This is a genomic window from Gordonia sp. w5E2 (assembly GCF_036540975.1).
GTDB classification, from domain to species: domain Bacteria; phylum Actinomycetota; class Actinomycetes; order Mycobacteriales; family Mycobacteriaceae; genus Gordonia; species Gordonia jacobaea.
Map to the genome: position 1 here is coordinate 1,973,689 of NZ_CP144213.1, position 15,498 is coordinate 1,989,186.

Here is a 15,498-nt window from a genome sequence, read left to right on the forward strand (position 1 = left end):
TCGCTAGAACTTGGGTGGGGCCTCGAGTCCGTTGGGCAGCGACCCCTCGGCCACGGCGGCGGGGTGCGGCGGCGGCGTGACTGGTACTGCGTTGCCGCTGCCGACGCCGCGAACGATGGTCCTCGGGCGGAACAGAATGGCGCCCGGGCGTGTCCGATCGCGCAGTGCGGCTGCGCGCCACGTCAGAACAGGGTGTGACGCGAGCAGATTCACGAGGAAGATGAAAAAGCCCTTCTCGTGTGTTGCCCTGTCGGCCAGTTGGTCGAAGTCGACGGCGCGCAGCATGTACTTGCCCGCCGAGAGCACGCCCATTGCCCGCGGCGCGCCGTCGGGTTGCGTGTAGTAGCCGAAGTTGTCGGCCGAGTACTCCTGGGCCCGAGACAGCAGCGAGCCGAGTATGGGGATCTGCATGCCGATGCTCGTCGCGAGTTGTCGCCAGTAGGACGTGTGCCCTGCGGCGATGTGACCGACCTCGTGGCCGATGATGAATCGCAGCGCCTCCGGATCACGGGCTCTGCCGCCGATCTCGAAGAGGTCGGAGTAGACGACCACATAGCGCCGGAAACCGTGGCCCGACGCGAACGCGTTGATCTGCCCGTTGCCCAGCACGACGTAGGCGTCGGGGACGTACTCGAGTCCGTAGCGGGCGGCCGCCTCGACGACCATCCGGTATCCCTCGACGAATTGCGTCGGCGTCATCTGAACGCCGTTGGCGCGGGGAGTGGCGTAGGTGATGCCTCGGATGAGGAACAACAGCAACGGCAGCGCGAGTGCCAGCAGCGCGAGCTGATTGAACACACCGAACATCACCAACACCACGGTGATCGCGTAGCCGACCACCGACAGCAGGATCAGCACGACAAGCGTCGGGATCTCCCAAGGATGCAGTCGCGGCTGCGCCGCGTACTTGGCAGGCGTCAGCCACCGTCGGTTGGGGTCGTAGTGGGCCGTCGTCGGCGCAGGATCGGCAAGTCCTGGCACATTGGGAATAGGCGATGAGTCGTCCACGGCCTTCAATCTATAGTGGTCGCTATGCGCGTATACGTCGGTGGCGACCATGCCGGATTCGAACTCAAAGCCAAGATCTCCGAACACCTCAAGGCGAACGGGCACGAAGTGATCGATTCCGGCGCGCACGAGTACGACGCGCAGGACGACTACCCCGCATTCTGCATCGCCACCGCACAGAAGACCGTCGACGATCCGGGCAGCCTCGGCATCGTGCTCGGCGGTAGCGGCAACGGTGAGCAGATCGCGGCGAACAAGGTCAAGGGTGCGCGGTGCGCACTCGCCTGGAATGTCGAGATCGCCCAACTTGCCCGTCAGCACAACAACGCACAGCTCATCGGTATCGGTGGCCGTATGCACACCACCGAGGAGGCGCTCGCGATTGTCGACGCCTTCGTCGACACCCCGTTCTCCGAGGAGCCGCGTCATCAGCGTCGAATCGACATCCTCAGCGAGTACGAGGAGACCGGCATCGCACCGGCTCTGCCCGAGTCCTGATCGTCGGGACTCCTCGCTGGCAGCGATGACCGGTCGACGGGGGATGGCCGGTCGACGGGGGATGACCGGTCGGCGAAGGACTATCTGTCCACGAGGGCGCCGTGCCTGAGGGCCATACCCTGCACCGCATCGCGCGGCGCCAACGAAAGCTGTTCGACGGCCAGCGCGTTGCGGTCAGTTCGCCACAGGGGCGGTTCGCCGAAGGTGCCACCGTCGTCGACGGCATGGTTTTCGACGACGCTCAGGCGTGGGGCAAACACCTCGTGCAGCGCTATCGCGACGGTCGACGTGAGCAACTGCTGCACGTACACCTCGGGCTCTACGGCGCGTTCACCGAGTTGCCGGTCCCGATGGGTGAGCCCGTCGGACAGGTGCGGATGCGGATCGTCGGGCAGTCGACCGGCGTCGACCTCCGGGGCCCCACCGCGTGCGAGCTGTACACGCCGGCCGACCTCGACGCGCTCGTCGCACGGCTCGGCCCAGACCCATTACGTTCCGACGCCGATCCGTCCCGGGCGTACGCGGCCATCGCCCGATCGCGTCGACCGATCGGCGCGCTCCTGATGGACCAGAAGGTCATCGCGGGAGTGGGCAACGTGTACCGCGCAGAAGTGTTGTTCCGCAACGGAATCGACCCGATGAGGCCGGGGACGTCGATCACCGCGGACGAGTTCGATGCCGTATGGACCGATCTCGTCGGGTTGATGAAGGTCGGCGTTCGTCGTGGCCGTATTCACGTGGTGCGCGCTGAGGACGATCACGGTGCCCCGGCATATGCAAAGAATCGCCCGCGCACCTACGTGTACCGGCGCGCGGGAGAAGAGTGCAGGATCTGCGGGACGCCGATCGCACACAGCGAATTGGAAGGTCGAAACCTGTTCTGGTGCCCGGTCTGTCAGTCGTGATCGGCTTCCGGACAACTCGGCTCGGCAGTGTGGAGCAGGACTCATCCGCGGCCCGCAAGAAGAGCGGGTATCAACACGAAAGCGCCCGCAGTCAGTGACTACGGGCGCAGAATTTGTGGCTCAGTGGGAGCGCTGCTCGGCGCGCTGCGCCATGATCAGCAGTTCGTCGCGCTGAGAATCGGCGGCGACCCGGTTGATCCGGTCGTAGAGCCTGCGACGGTCGGACGAATTGTGGAGCTGTGCACGGAATCGTGCGAAAGACATTGGAAACGCTGCTTTCTTTGGTATCGGGCGTCTTGTTCGGTGGTGCAGTGCGCTCGTTCGACCACCGAGATGGTCGCCTGACGAACCGCACCATCCAGTGTTCGCGTTAATTCTGTGTAAATCAACCTGATCCGACGTGATTTGCGCGACTCTGACCTGCGGTCTCACCGAAACGCGCGGGCTCACAGCGAAAGCCTCACAGAGAAAGTTCAGTGTCGTTGGGCACTACTCTCATCGGCTGCGCCGACCATGGGCTACATGGAGTGCACAGATTCCTTGCGGCCGGCAGACGCGCATCAGGTAGCCGGCGGTGACCTCAGGGCTCGGGCGTCGACGGCGGATCGCATCACGGTGCTCGCGGTCGGGGGAACGGGTGAGTCGTACCAGGGGGATTCGCGAACAGCGGTCACCGGGTTGCTGGCTGCGGTCGTCGACGATCTCGACGCTCGTTTCGTGTCGCGGTGGGTGGGATATCCGGCAAGCTACGGGCCGGCGAACGGCAGGGACGGCATGAGCTACGCGGACAGTGTGGCGCAGGGCGTCCGGTCGCTGCGGCGACAGCTCGCGCAGACCGGCGGACCGGTGATGATCGTCGGCTACTCGCAGGGCGCCGTCGTCGTCCGACGCTGTATGCATGAACTGCACCGCGACGGTGATCCGGTGATGAATCGTGTTCTGGGTCTCGGATTCGTCGCCGATCCGCACCAACCGCCCGGCGCCGTCACCGGGTGTTCCGGATGGGGAGTCGCGGGGGAGGGCCCGCAGCTGCCCGATCAGATTCCCGCGTGGTGGGTCGGGGCGCCCACCGACATGATCTGTAACGCCGAACCGGATTCGTTGATCCGCGACATCGCCGATCTGACTTCGACCCTTGAACTACGGCGGCCGTTCCGATGGATTCTCGACATGCTTGCGATCTTGCGGGACAACGCTTTTCAGAACGCCGCACGCACCTCACTTCGACCTACCCAGTGGAGTCGCGACGTACGCCGCGTCCGCTCCGCGTGGCGCGCGGTGCGGCGGTACCTTCCGGCTCTCATCGTGTGGCACAGCCTGGTGATCACCAACCGTGACGGTGGCAGGCACACCGCGTACAGCCGTGAGCCGTACCGACGACTCGTCACGGACCCGGACACGACGGGCTGCCAGGAGTTGGCCCGGTGGTTACAGGTGGGTGCAACCTTTGGCCCGGTCGGCGCCTCGAGTCGTGCGAACCCGATCGCTGAGCCACACTGATCACAGACCCCGCGACGGGTCGTCAGGTGTCAGACGAGCGAAAGACGAACCCGTGGATCATTTCGACATCGTTGTCATCGGTTCTGGACCGGCCGGTCAGAAGGCGGCCATAGCCGCCGCAAAGCTCGGCAAGCGGGCAGCAATTGTGGAGCGGCGCAACATGGTTGGCGGTGTGTGCATCAACACCGGCACGATTCCATCCAAGACGTTGCGCGAGGCGGTGTTGTATTTGACCGGCCTCAACCAACGTGAAATGTACGGCGAATCATATCGGTTGAAATCGGATATAACGGTCACGGATCTTTCGGCCCGCACCATGCACGTCGTCGGGAAAGAAATCGATGTCATTCAGAGCCAGCTCGCTCGCAATGGTGTGACCATGCTGCTCGGCAGTGCGTACTTCACGAGTCCTCACGAAATAGCGGTCGAGGACGCCACCGGCGATCTCAAACACGTGAGCGCCGACAAGTTCGTCATCGCCGTCGGTACGCGGCCCGCGCGCCCTCCCTCGGTGGACTTCGACGGCACCACCGTCGTCGACTCCGACCAGATCCTGGCACTCGATCGGGTTCCGCGATCGATGGTCGTCGTCGGAGCGGGTGTCATCGGCATCGAGTACGCGTCGATGTTCGCGGCCCTGGGCACCAAGGTCACCGTGATCGAGCAACGGCCCACCATGCTCGACTTCTGCGACCGTGAGATCGTCGAAGCGCTGCAGTACCAACTGCGCGAGCGAGGCGTGACCTTCCGGTTCGGTGAGCAGGTACAAACCGTCGAGACACATCCATCCGGAACGCTGACGATCCTGGCGTCGGGCAAGAAGATCCCCGCGGACACCGTGCTCTACTCCGCGGGCCGTCAGGGTGTTTCCGACGAATTGAGGGTGGAGGCAGCGGGCCTGACGGCAGACAAGCGCGGCAGGCTCACCGTCGACTCCGACTTTCGGACCGCGGTCGACCACATCTACGCGGTTGGCGACATCATCGGGTTCCCCGCGTTGGCAGCGACGTCGATGGAGCAGGGCAGACGCGCGACGTATCACGCGTTCGACGAGCCGGTCGGTGCCACGGACGACAACCTGCAGCCGATCGGGATCTACGCCATCCCGGAGATCAGCTTTGTCGGTCAGACCGAAGACCAGCTGACGGCAGCGAATGTGCCGTTCGAAGTGGGTGTCGCGCGATATCGCGAACTCGCACGAGGGGCCATCATGGGCGACTCCTACGGCCTGCTCAAGTTGCTCGTGCACGCCGAGGAGCGAACGCTTCTCGGGGTACACGCATTCGGTAGCAACGCCGCCGAACTCGTCCATATCGGCCAGACGGTGATGGGTCTGGGCGGCAAGATCGACTACCTCGTCGATGCCGTCTTCAATTACCCGACCCTGGCCGAGGGCTACAAGGTTGCCGCGCTCGATGCGTCGAACAAGATGCGCGCGATTGCGCAGGTGCGGGCCGAGGGTAATCGGATGGACCTCGACGTCGGGACGGTCGACGCGGGAACCCTCGTCTGAGTTCGAAGCAACACGAAAGAGGCTCCCGGTCGTCGACCGGGAGCCTCTTTCGTGTCTTGAATGATTCAGATAGGCAGATCAGTTGCCGTCGTACTGGCCGCCGACGGTTCCGCGGACCACGATCGGGGTGCCCTGCGGGATGGTGTCGTAGACCCACTTGCCGTTCTCGGTGCTGATGTTGATGCAACCGTGGCTGACGTTGCTGTTGCCCTGCTGTGCGACCGACCAGGGTGCGGCGTGGATGAAGATGCCGTCGCCCGACATGCGGGTCGCCCAGTTGACGTCGGTGCGGTAGCCCTCGGGTGAGTCGACCGGAACGCCGTAGGTCGAGGAGTCCATCACGATGTGCTGGTACTTCTCACGGGTGTGGTAGACGCCGTTCGGGGTCGGATGCGCGTTGGATCCCATGGAGATCGGCATCTTCTTGACGAACTTGCCGTCCTTCCACCAGTAGATGGTGTGGTCACCATCGGTTGCCAGCGCGATCCAACCGGTCGAGGTCTTCACGTTGGGGATCGCGGGGACGTTCGGGGTCTCCTGCGTGGTCGTAGGAGGAGGCGTGGTGGTCTTGGGAGCCGGCGCAGGAGTCGACGGCTTGGGCGGAGTCGGCAGTCCCGGAATGTTGTCGGGGATCTCGACAGGCGGAAGGCCCGGCACGACGGTGACTGGCGTGGCCTGGGCGAGGCCCGGTGCGGCCAGTGCAACGGCGATGACGCCGATGACCGCTGCAAGGAGTCCACGGACGACGCTCTTCCGGCGACGATGGGACGACGTTGTGTTCAACACGGGAGTTCGCAAACCTTCGCTCTCGGGACAGTACGGGCGCACCCCCCCGAGGCGCCGCGACCATCGTTACACAACCGTTGTCTTTCCTTCAAAGGCAAACGCGTGGGACGCCCCATTGAGGTGTCGGATTGGTGCTTCGCGAACGTAAAAGGGGAGGTCGGTGGATAGGCTGCCGCACTGTGTGACACCCATCACATTTTTCCGAATCGTCAACTCGCAGGTCTCGAAAAGGCTGCGGCGCCGCGCATTACGCCGGCTGGCTCTGGGTATCCGGGTGCTCGGTCTTGAGATGCAGCGCGGGTTCTGAGCATCCCTCGTTGCGGCAGACGAGCATGGCGTCGACGCGTGGCGTGCCACTCTCGGACGTCGTCACGTCGCGGCGGAAGAACAGCGGTGCGCCGCAGGTAGAGCACTTGCGCGGGGTCTTGGAGTAACTGGAGGACATGCTGCAAGGTTACACCCGAATGTGGCGTGGATCACACTCGTCATCGTGGTGGTGTGTCGCAGGTGCTACTCGAAGAAGGTGACGAAAGTCGAGGCCGATGCCCAAAAGAAAGAGGCCAGAGGGAAAACCCTCTGACCTCGTCTGAGCGGGTGACGGGAATCGAACCCGCGTAGCTAGTTTGGAAGACTAGGGCTCTACCATTGAGCTACACCCGCGTGCTGTCGCCGAGCGGCAGCGCATGTGACTGTACCCAATGAGTGCGTCGGATTCGAAATCGCCTGGACGTCCACGTGTCACGCGGGAGTTGCCGGGGGCCGAGTGGCTCCGTGTTCACAAGTCCGCGGCTCGTCACACGCACGTCGTCGAGGACCGGATTCGGTTACTCAACTGGGGCCACGTACTATCTTCTGTTGGCCCTGCTCGTCAGGGAATCGATGGGTCCGCGGAGGGGCCATCGGGGCCGCGGTGAGGTGTATCGAGGCCACCGGGATGTGGCGCAGCTTGGTAGCGCATCCGCTTTGGGAGCGGAGGGTCGCAGGTTCGAATCCTGTCATCCCGACAGATCAGGACGTACGCACGTACACATAAGGAGCATTGAGGCGTGAAGAGCACCGTCGAGCAACTGAGCCCGACCCGAGTGAAGCTCAATGTCGAAGTACCGTTCGAGGAACTCTCGGGCGACTTCGACCGGGCATACCGCTCGCTGGCACAGCAGATCCGTATCCCGGGCTTCCGTCCGGGAAAGGCGCCGGCCAAGCTGATCGAAGCTCGAGTCGGTCGCGACTCGATCCTCGCTCAGGTCGTCAACGACGCGCTGCCGGGCAAGTACTCGGAGGCCGTGGCGGAGACCGAGACCAAGGCCATCGGCCAGCCCGAGATCGATCTGTCCGAGCTGAAGTACGGCGAGAGCATCAGCTTCACCGCTGAGGTCGACGTTCGCCCGGAGATCGAGCTTCCCGACTACTCGACGCTGTCCGTCGAGGTCGACGCCGTCGCCGACGACGAGGACGCGGTCAACGAGCAGCTCGAAGGGCTGCGCGGCCGGTTCGGCACGCTCAAGGGAGTCGACCGCGCCGTCGAGAATGGCGACCACGTCTCCATCGACCTGTCGGCGACCGTCGACGGCGAGAACGTCGAAGACGCGTCGACCGAGGGGCTCTCACACGAGGTCGGTTCGGGTCAGTTGATCGACGGACTCGACGAGGCGCTCGTCGGTCTGAAGTCCGGCGAGTCGAAGACCTTCACCACCAAGCTCGTCGCGGGAGATCATGCAGGCGCCGACGCCGAGGTCACCGTCACGGTGAACTCGGTCAAGGAGCGCGAACTGCCCGAACTCGACGACGAGTTCGCCCAGATGGCGTCCGAGTTCGACACCGTCGACGAGCTGCGCGAGTCGATCGTCGAGCGCGTTGAGCAGTCGAAGCGGTTCGACCAGGCCAACGCTGTTCGTGACGCCGTGCTCGACAAGCTCCTCGAGACCGTCGAGATCCCGCTGCCGGAGAACGTCGTGCAGGCCGAGGTCGACGGACAGCTCGAGCAGGTGCTGCACAGCATCGGCCATGATGACGCGATCTTCGAGCAGTTGCTCGAGGCGCAGGGCACCACGCGTGAGGAGTTCGAGAAGAACGCTCGCGAGTCGGCCGAGAAGTCGGTCCGCACGCAGCTCCTCCTCGACGCCATCGCCGAGCAGCAGGAGACCGAGGTCAGCCAGGACGAGCTGACCCAGCAGATCCTGTTCCAGGCGCAGCGTTACGGGATGGCTCCGCAGGAGTTCATCCAGCAGCTCACCCAGGCAAACCAGGTCGGCGCCGTCTACGCCGACGTTCGCCGCGGCAAGGCGCTCGCCGGCATCGTCGACGAGGTCACCGTGACCGACTCCGACGGCAACACCGTCGACACCGCAGAGTTCTTCGGCGGCGGCACCGATGCCGACGACGCTGCTGACGAATCGGCCGCTGACGAGTCGGATACGGACAAGAAGGATTCCGACGCCTGACTTTTCCACAGCAGGACGTGACAGCCGGATACTGGGCCATGCCCGTGTCCGGCTGTTCTGCTCTCAGCGAATAGGGGCGTCATGGGCGGTGTCGGGCACCGTCGATTGACTACTGTCGGTGAGGACGATCCCGAATAAGCGAGATCGACAGGGCATGCCATCGACAGGCCGCGCCCCGTCATCAATGCACTCGAGATCAACAAGCACACGGGCCCCGGGTCAGCCGGGGCGCGGATCGAGACAGACCACAAACGACAGACAAGGTGGGAACCGTGAGCAAGCCGACCATTTACACACCCTCGATGAGTTCAGGGGTCGCCGGGCTGAACCTGAGCGACTCGGTGTTCGAGCGGCTGCTGCGTGAGCGAATCATCTTCCTGGGTACTCAGGTCGACGATGACATCGCCAACAGGCTGTGCGCGCAGATTCTGCTGCTCGCCGCCGAGGACCCCACGCGAGACATCCACATGTACATCAACTCGCCCGGTGGCTCGGTGACCGCGGGCATGGCGATCTTCGACACGATGGAACTCGCCGAGTGCGACATCGCCACCTACGCGATGGGCCTCGCGGCCTCGATGGGTCAGTTCCTGCTCACCGCCGGCGCCAAGGGAAAGCGCTACGCCCTTCCGCACGCCCGCATCATGATGCACCAGCCGTCGGCAGGTATCGGTGGTACGGCGGCCGACATCGCGATTCAGGCCGAGCAGTTCGCCACGACCAAGAAGCAGATGAACGAGCTGAACGCCGAGCACACCGGTCAGACGGTGGAGCAGATCGAGGCAGACGCCGATCGCGACAAGTGGTTCACCGCAGGGGCGGCCAAGGACTACGGCCTCGTCGACCACGTGATTTCGCGCGCCAGCCAGGCGTCGTAGATCTCAAGCGATCAACCACAGTCGAGTTCACCCGTCACCTCACACTTCACGGAGCAGACCATGACCAACATGTACGACTCGCTGCCGGCCGACGTCGCCGCAGGGATTCCCGCTTCGGCCCTCGCGCTGAAGAACATCGAAATGCGCTACATCCTCCCGCAGTTCATCGAGCACACCCCCAACGGGCAGCGCCAGTACGACCCGTACGCGAAGCTGTTCGAAGAGCGCATCGTGTTCGTCGGAACGCCGATCGATCAGACCGTCGCGAACGACGTCATGGCGCAGTTGCTGGTTCTCGAATCGCAGGACCCCGACCGCGACATCACCATGTACATCAACTCGCCGGGCGGCAGCGTGCCGGACATGCTCGCGATCTACGACACGATGCAGTACGTCCACTGCGACATCGTGACCGTCTGCCTCGGAGAGGCTGCGTCGGCTGCGGCGATTCTGCTCGCGGGCGGTAGCCCAGGCAAGCGTGCGGCGTTGCCGAACGCGACGATCCTGATCCACCAGCCTCGTACGGGTGGAGCATTCCAGGGCCAGGTGTCAGACCTCGAGATCCAGGCCGCCGAGATCGAGCGCATCCGCAACCGTCTCGACGAGATTCTCGCCGGCCACACCGGTCAGTCCAAGGAGAAGATCCGCAAGGACACCGACCGCGACAACATCCTCACCGCCGACCAGGCGAAGGAATACGGCATCGTGGACGAGGTGTTCGAGTACCGCAAGAAGTCGATGAAGAAGTAGCGACACACCCCTCGGGGTTCCCCGATAACGGTGCGGCACAGGGTGCATGCTTGAGTGCCGCACCGTTGGGGGCGACGAGTCGGCGGATTTCGATCGCGACATTTGCTCTTATCGGTCGAAGTTATGTCGACACGCGGGTACCGTCGTGATATCGGGCGATCCTGACTAGCGATGGTCCGCATCCGACTGCCCCGAGTACGAGGTCTGCGACGACAGTCAAAGTTCCACCCCGCAACGATCCAGACGACAGCGATCCAGACCACAACGATCAGGCCGACACGATTCATACGACGACACGGCAGCACGGCAAGCAAGGGAAGTAGGTACGGCGCGAGATGGCACGAATCGGAGACGGTGGCGATCTGCTGAAGTGCTCGTTCTGTGGGAAGAGCCAGAAGCAGGTCAAGAAGCTCATTGCCGGCCCCGGCGTGTACATCTGCGACGAGTGCATCGACCTGTGCAACGAGATCATCGAGGAAGAGCTCGCCGAGAACGGCGACGTGAAGCTCGACGAGCTGCCCAAGCCCGCAGAGATCCGCGACTTCCTCGAGAACTACGTCATCGGCCAGGACACTGCCAAGCGCACGCTCGCGGTGGCTGTGTACAACCACTACAAGCGCATTCAGGCCGGGGAGAAGAAGGACTCGCGGACCGGCGAGGTCGTCGAACTCGCGAAGTCCAACATCCTGATGCTCGGGCCAACCGGGTGCGGCAAGACCTACCTCGCCCAGACGCTCGCCAAGATGCTCAACGTGCCGTTCGCCATCGCCGATGCCACCGCGCTCACCGAGGCCGGTTACGTCGGTGAAGACGTCGAGAACATTCTTCTCAAGCTGATCCAGGCCGCCGACTACGACGTCAAGCGCGCCGAGACCGGCATCATCTACATCGACGAGGTCGACAAGATCGCCCGTAAGAGCGAGAACCCGTCGATCACCCGTGACGTCTCCGGCGAAGGTGTGCAGCAGGCGCTTCTCAAGATTCTCGAGGGCACGCAGGCATCGGTGCCGCCGCAGGGTGGACGCAAGCACCCACACCAAGAGTTCATCCAGATCGACACGACCAACGTGTTGTTCATCGTCGCGGGTGCGTTCGCCGGACTCGAGAAGATCATTTCCGAGCGAATCGGCAAGCGCGGCATCGGTTTTGGCAACGAGGTTGCGAGCAGGGCCGAGGTCGACACGAGCGATCATTTCGCCGAGGTCATGCCGGAGGACCTGATCAAGTTCGGTCTGATCCCGGAGTTCATCGGACGTCTGCCGATGATCGCGTCGGTGACCAACCTCGACAAGGAATCTCTCGTCTCGATCCTGTCGGAGCCGAAGAACGCGCTGGTGAAGCAGTACACCAAACTTTTCGACATGGACGACGTCGAGCTGGAGTTCACGCAGGATGCGTTGGAGGCCGTCGCCGACCAGGCAATCCACCGCGGCACCGGTGCCCGCGGGCTCCGCGCCATCATGGAAGAAGTCCTGCTTCCGGTCATGTACGACATCCCGAGTCGCGACGACGTCGAGAAGGTTGTCGTGACCGCTGAGACGGTCAACGACAACGTCCTGCCGACGATCGTGCCGCGGTCCGACACGTCGGCCGAGCGTCGCGACAAGAGCGCCTGACACCGCACCGAACTCTCTGACACGCGGGCTCCGTCTCACAAGACGGGGCCCGCGTTTTGTCGTCTTGGGGACGGTGACGCCGGGGGTGGTACAGACTGGTCAGATGACACTCACCGAAGACCAGATCGCGGGAATCGTATTGGCGGGTGGCCGTTCACGCCGCATGGGCAGCGACAAGGCGGCCCTCGACTGGAACGGCGAACCCATGCTCGCAGGTGTCGTGCGGGTGATCTCGCAACGGTGCGAACCGGTGTTCGTGGTGGCCCCTGAGGACTCGGCGGCCTACCGGCTTCTGCACGGGACCGGCGGTCCGGAAGCGGTGTGGGTGACCGACGAGCAGCCCGGTGCCGGTCCGTTGGCAGGCCTCGCCGTCGGGCTTGCGGCAGCGCGCGACGCCGGTCGCTCGTACGCGTTCGTGTCCGCGACCGACATGCCGCTCATCGAGCCGGGCCTCATCGACGAACTGAGTCGGGCGGTGACCGACACCGCGGGCGTTGTCGTCGCGCACGACGCCGAGCGCGACCATCCCATGGCGGCGATCTACCGCACCGATGCTGCCGACGTGATCGGCCAGCTCGTCGCGACGGGGGAACGTCGAATGACAGCGGCTCTCGACGCCCTTGCCACCTATCGGGTCACCGTCTCGGACCCGCTGTGGCTGACCAACGTGAACTCTCCGGAGGATGTCCACCGCGTGCGGGTTTCGGCCGACGCCGCGCGTGCCGAAGCGATCGGCTGAGCAGCCGCTCGAGACGGTAGAAGCGGCCCGTGTGGAGACGGTGTGAATAGCGCTGACGGCGTTCCCTAAGATTGAAGGGTGACCGACTCGACGCCTGCACTGCCGAAATCCTGGGACCCCGCCGACCACGAGTCGAAGCTCTACCAGGGCTGGGTTGATGCCGGGTATTTCACGCCGGATGCTTCCAGTGACAAGCCCGCGTACTCCATCGTCATCCCGCCGCCCAACGTCAACGGGTCGCTGCACATGGGGCACGCCTACGAGCACGTCCTGATGGACGCCTTGACCCGCCGCGCACGCATGCAGGGTTTCGAGACGCTGTGGCTGCCCGGTATGGACCACGCCGCCATTGCGATGCAGACCATGGTCGAGCGCAAACTCGCTGCCGAGGGACTCACCCGCGACGATCTCGGTCGCGATGCCTTCATCGAACGCGTCTGGCAGGAAAAGGCCGAGATCAGCGGCAACATCGGTGAGCAGATGCGCCGACTCGGCGATGGCGTCGACTGGACCCGCGAACGCTTCACCATGGACGAGGGCCTGTCCCGGGCGGTCCAGACCGTATTCAAGAAGATGTACGACGACGGCCTGATCTATCAGGCAGAGCGTCTCGTCAACTGGTCGCCGGTGCTCAAGACCGCGGTCAGCGACATCGAGGTCAGCTACGCCGACGTCGAGGGCGAGCTCGTCAGCTTCCGCTACGGATCGCTCGACGATGCCGAGCCGCACATCGTCGTCGCGACGACTCGAATGGAGACGATGCTCGGCGATACCGCGATCGCTGTGCATCCCGACGACGAACGGTATGCCGCGCTCGTCGGGACCGAACTCGAGCATCCCTTCCTCGACCGCAAGATCCCGGTCATCGCCGACGACTATGTCGACCCCGAATTCGGCACCGGAGCCGTCAAGATCACCCCCGCGCACGACCCGAACGACTTCGCGGTCGGCGCCCGACATGATCTGCCGATGCCGACGATCATGGACGAAGAAGCCCGCATCGCCGACACCGGAACGCAATTCGACGGCATGGACCGCTTCGAGGCGCGGGTCAAGATCCGCGAGGCCCTGGCTGCGCAGGGCCGCATCGTGAAAGAGGTTCGGCCGTACCTGCACAGCGTCGGACACTCCGAACGGACCGGTGAGCCGATCGAGCCGCGGCTGTCGATGCAGTGGTGGGTCGCCGTCGAGTCGCTGGCAAAGGCCGCAGGCGACGCCGTGCGTGACGGATCGACGGTCATCCATCCGAAGTCGATGGAGCCGCGCTGGTTCGCGTGGGTCGACGACATGCACGACTGGTGCATCTCGCGTCAGCTCTGGTGGGGTCACCGCATCCCGATCTGGTACGGACCCGACGGCGAGGTGGTCTGCGTCGGCCCCGACGAGCAGGCCCCCGAGGGCTACGTCCAGGAGACCGACGTGCTCGACACGTGGTTCTCGTCGGGATTGTGGCCGTTCTCGACGCTCGGCTGGCCGGACGATACCCCCGACTTCGAGAAGTTCTATCCCAACTCGGTGCTCGTCACGGGCTACGACATCCTGTTCTTCTGGGTCGCCCGGATGATGATGTTCGGTACCTACGTCGGCAAGGATTTCGACGCCGACAAGAAGGTGCCGTTCCACAACCTGTTCCTGCACGGACTCGTGCGCGACGAGCACGGCCGCAAGATGTCGAAGTCACGCGGCAACGGCATCGATCCCCTCGACTGGGTCGACCGTTTCGGCGCCGACGCGCTGCGGTTCACACTTGCCCGTGGCGCGAATCCCGGATCGGACATCTCTGTCGGCGAGGATCACGCCCAGTCATCGCGCAACTTCGCGACCAAGCTGTACAACGCCACCAAGTTCGCCCTGATGAACGGTGCGCAGGTGCCTGCGGACGGCGAGTTGCCCGATGCCGCCGACCTGACCGTCGCCGACCGCTGGATTCTCGGGCGCCTCGACGAGGTTCTCGCCGAGGTCGACGCCGGATTCGACTCGTACGAGTTCTCCAAGGCATGCGAGGCGCTGTATCACTTCGCGTGGGACGAGGTCTGCGACTGGTACCTCGAGCTCGCGAAAGTGCAGTTCGCACAAGATGATCCGCAACGCTCGCGGTCGACAGCGCTGGTGCTCGGCGCTGTCCTCGACCCGCTGCTGCGCGCGTTGTCGCCGGTCATGCCGTTCGTCACCGAGGTGTTGTGGAAGACGCTGACCGGTGGCGAGTCCGTGGTGATCGCGTCGTGGCCGACGCGTTCGGGGCGTCCGGTCGACGCCGCCGCGGCAACCGAAGTCGACGACCTCCAGCGACTGATCACCGAGGTTCGACGCTTCCGCAGCGACCAGGGACTCCGTCCCGGGCAACGGGTCGCGGCCGAGATCGACGGCCTCGACGCCGCCGGGCTCTCCGACGTGCGGCCCTATCTCGACTCGCTCGCCCGTCTCGACGGTGCCGGCGACGACTTCTCCGCGACCGCCACGGTCGACGTCCGGCTGTCGGCGGCGACCGTCACCGTCCGGATCGACACGTCCGGGACCGTCGACATCGAAGCCGAACGCAAACGTGCGGCCAAAGACCTGGCCGCCGCTGAGAAGGAACTCGCACAGACGACGGCCAAGCTCGGAAACGAGCAGTTCCTCGCGAAGGCTCCCGACAACGTCGTCGCCAAGATCCGGGAACGACAGCAGGTCGCGACCGAAGAAGTCGAGCGGCTCGGGGCGAAACTGGCATCGCTGGGCGGATCATGAGTTCGCGCGACGGTCGGTCAGGTCGGGGAGACGATTACTCGCCCGACCCGTCGGACTTGGACTCCTCAGACGGGGACTACGTGGAAGATGACGGGGAGCCGATCTTCACGTCGGCAGATTTCGCCGGTTACGAGGAC

14 protein-coding genes and 2 tRNA genes are annotated in these 15,498 nt (G+C 64.3%); 11 read left to right on the forward strand and 5 right to left on the reverse strand.

What is annotated here, in order from left to right; translation table 11 throughout:
- Nucleotides 1-3: 3 nt before the first annotated feature.
- On the reverse strand, nucleotides 4-1,059 hold the full coding sequence (locus tag RND64_RS08950) for a M48 family metallopeptidase (RefSeq protein ID WP_200903182.1): 1,056 nt from the start codon (nucleotides 1,057-1,059) through the stop codon (nucleotides 4-6).
- Here RND64_RS08950 and RND64_RS08955 point away from each other — a divergent pair.
- Together RND64_RS08955 and RND64_RS08960 are read left to right on the forward strand one after the other, a co-directional pair.
- Nucleotides 1,033-1,506 (forward strand): ribose-5-phosphate isomerase, encoded by a 474-nt coding sequence (locus tag RND64_RS08955; protein WP_049697042.1) that lies wholly within the window; start codon nucleotides 1,033-1,035, stop codon nucleotides 1,504-1,506. The two genes, RND64_RS08950 and RND64_RS08955, sit on opposite strands and share 27 nt — an antisense overlap.
- Before the next feature lie 101 nt (nucleotides 1,507-1,607).
- On the forward strand, nucleotides 1,608-2,411 hold the full coding sequence (locus RND64_RS08960; RefSeq protein ID WP_049697043.1) for an Fpg/Nei family DNA glycosylase: 804 nt from the start codon (nucleotides 1,608-1,610) through the stop codon (nucleotides 2,409-2,411).
- A gap of 120 nt (nucleotides 2,412-2,531) precedes the next feature.
- Here the strand turns inward: RND64_RS08960 and RND64_RS08965 are convergent, their stop codons facing one another.
- Nucleotides 2,532-2,675, reverse strand: a complete 144-nt coding sequence (locus RND64_RS08965; protein WP_200903183.1) for a hypothetical protein — start codon at nucleotides 2,673-2,675, stop codon at nucleotides 2,532-2,534.
- A 258-nt stretch (nucleotides 2,676-2,933) separates the two neighbouring features.
- Between RND64_RS08965 and RND64_RS08970 the strand changes: the two genes are divergently transcribed.
- A complete protein-coding gene (locus tag RND64_RS08970; protein ID WP_083444287.1) occupies nucleotides 2,934-3,911 on the forward strand; it encodes a PE-PPE domain-containing protein in 978 nt (325 codons plus the stop codon).
- A gap of 52 nt (nucleotides 3,912-3,963) precedes the next feature.
- Nucleotides 3,964-5,424, forward strand: coding sequence for a Si-specific NAD(P)(+) transhydrogenase (gene sthA / locus RND64_RS08975; RefSeq protein ID WP_049697044.1), 1,461 nt, complete (start codon nucleotides 3,964-3,966; stop codon nucleotides 5,422-5,424).
- A gap of 78 nt (nucleotides 5,425-5,502) precedes the next feature.
- Here sthA and RND64_RS08980 read toward each other — a convergent pair whose 3' ends face one another.
- From RND64_RS08980 to RND64_RS08990, 3 genes are all read right to left on the reverse strand, one after another.
- The gene (locus RND64_RS08980; RefSeq protein ID WP_049697045.1) at nucleotides 5,503-6,210 is read right to left on the reverse strand and encodes a L,D-transpeptidase; all 708 of its coding nucleotides are present in this window, start codon (nucleotides 6,208-6,210) and stop codon (nucleotides 5,503-5,505) included.
- A gap of 247 nt (nucleotides 6,211-6,457) precedes the next feature.
- Nucleotides 6,458-6,655 (reverse strand): hypothetical protein, encoded by a 198-nt coding sequence (locus tag RND64_RS08985; protein WP_049697046.1) that lies wholly within the window; start codon nucleotides 6,653-6,655, stop codon nucleotides 6,458-6,460.
- Nucleotides 6,656-6,799: 144 nt separating this feature from the next.
- Nucleotides 6,800-6,870 (reverse strand) — tRNA-Gly (locus RND64_RS08990).
- Between the two features lie 270 nt (nucleotides 6,871-7,140).
- Here RND64_RS08990 and RND64_RS08995 point away from each other — a divergent pair.
- From RND64_RS08995 to RND64_RS09025, 7 genes are all read left to right on the forward strand, one after another.
- A tRNA-Pro gene (locus RND64_RS08995) sits at nucleotides 7,141-7,214 on the forward strand.
- 42 nt (nucleotides 7,215-7,256) lie between these two features.
- Entirely contained in the window at nucleotides 7,257-8,651 is a 1,395-nt protein-coding gene (tig, locus tag RND64_RS09000; protein WP_049697047.1) for a trigger factor, read from the forward strand.
- A gap of 272 nt (nucleotides 8,652-8,923) precedes the next feature.
- The gene (locus RND64_RS09005; protein WP_049697448.1) at nucleotides 8,924-9,529 is read left to right on the forward strand and encodes an ATP-dependent Clp protease proteolytic subunit; all 606 of its coding nucleotides are present in this window, start codon (nucleotides 8,924-8,926) and stop codon (nucleotides 9,527-9,529) included.
- Between the two features lie 60 nt (nucleotides 9,530-9,589).
- Nucleotides 9,590-10,279 (forward strand): ATP-dependent Clp protease proteolytic subunit, encoded by a 690-nt coding sequence (locus tag RND64_RS09010; RefSeq protein WP_005207743.1) that lies wholly within the window; start codon nucleotides 9,590-9,592, stop codon nucleotides 10,277-10,279.
- Nucleotides 10,280-10,614: 335 nt separating this feature from the next.
- Complete coding sequence (gene clpX, locus RND64_RS09015) at nucleotides 10,615-11,895, forward strand: ATP-dependent Clp protease ATP-binding subunit ClpX (RefSeq protein ID WP_049697048.1); 1,281 nt, start codon at nucleotides 10,615-10,617, stop codon at nucleotides 11,893-11,895.
- Nucleotides 11,896-11,998: 103 nt separating this feature from the next.
- Nucleotides 11,999-12,634 (forward strand): molybdenum cofactor guanylyltransferase, encoded by a 636-nt coding sequence (mobA, locus tag RND64_RS09020; protein WP_049697049.1) that lies wholly within the window; start codon nucleotides 11,999-12,001, stop codon nucleotides 12,632-12,634.
- Nucleotides 12,635-12,712: 78 nt separating this feature from the next.
- Nucleotides 12,713-15,361 (forward strand): valine--tRNA ligase, encoded by a 2,649-nt coding sequence (locus tag RND64_RS09025; protein WP_049697050.1) that lies wholly within the window; start codon nucleotides 12,713-12,715, stop codon nucleotides 15,359-15,361.
- Nucleotides 15,362-15,498 lie beyond the last annotated feature (137 nt).

Coding starts and splice junctions, on each gene's coding strand:
- RND64_RS08955 (WP_049697042.1), top strand. CDS start 1,033: ATGCGCGTATACGTCGGTGGCGACCATGCCGGATTCGAACTCAAAGCC.
- RND64_RS08950 (WP_200903182.1), bottom strand. CDS start 1,059: ATGGTCGCCACCGACGTATACGCGCATAGCGACCACTATAGATTGAAG.
- RND64_RS08965 (WP_200903183.1), bottom strand. CDS start 2,675: ATGTCTTTCGCACGATTCCGTGCACAGCTCCACAATTCGTCCGACCGT.
- RND64_RS08970 (WP_083444287.1), top strand. CDS start 2,934: ATGGAGTGCACAGATTCCTTGCGGCCGGCAGACGCGCATCAGGTAGCC.
- RND64_RS08985 (WP_049697046.1), bottom strand. CDS start 6,655: ATGTCCTCCAGTTACTCCAAGACCCCGCGCAAGTGCTCTACCTGCGGC.
- RND64_RS09010 (WP_005207743.1), top strand. CDS start 9,590: ATGACCAACATGTACGACTCGCTGCCGGCCGACGTCGCCGCAGGGATT.
- clpX (WP_049697048.1), top strand. CDS start 10,615: ATGGCACGAATCGGAGACGGTGGCGATCTGCTGAAGTGCTCGTTCTGT.
- mobA (WP_049697049.1), top strand. CDS start 11,999: ATGACACTCACCGAAGACCAGATCGCGGGAATCGTATTGGCGGGTGGC.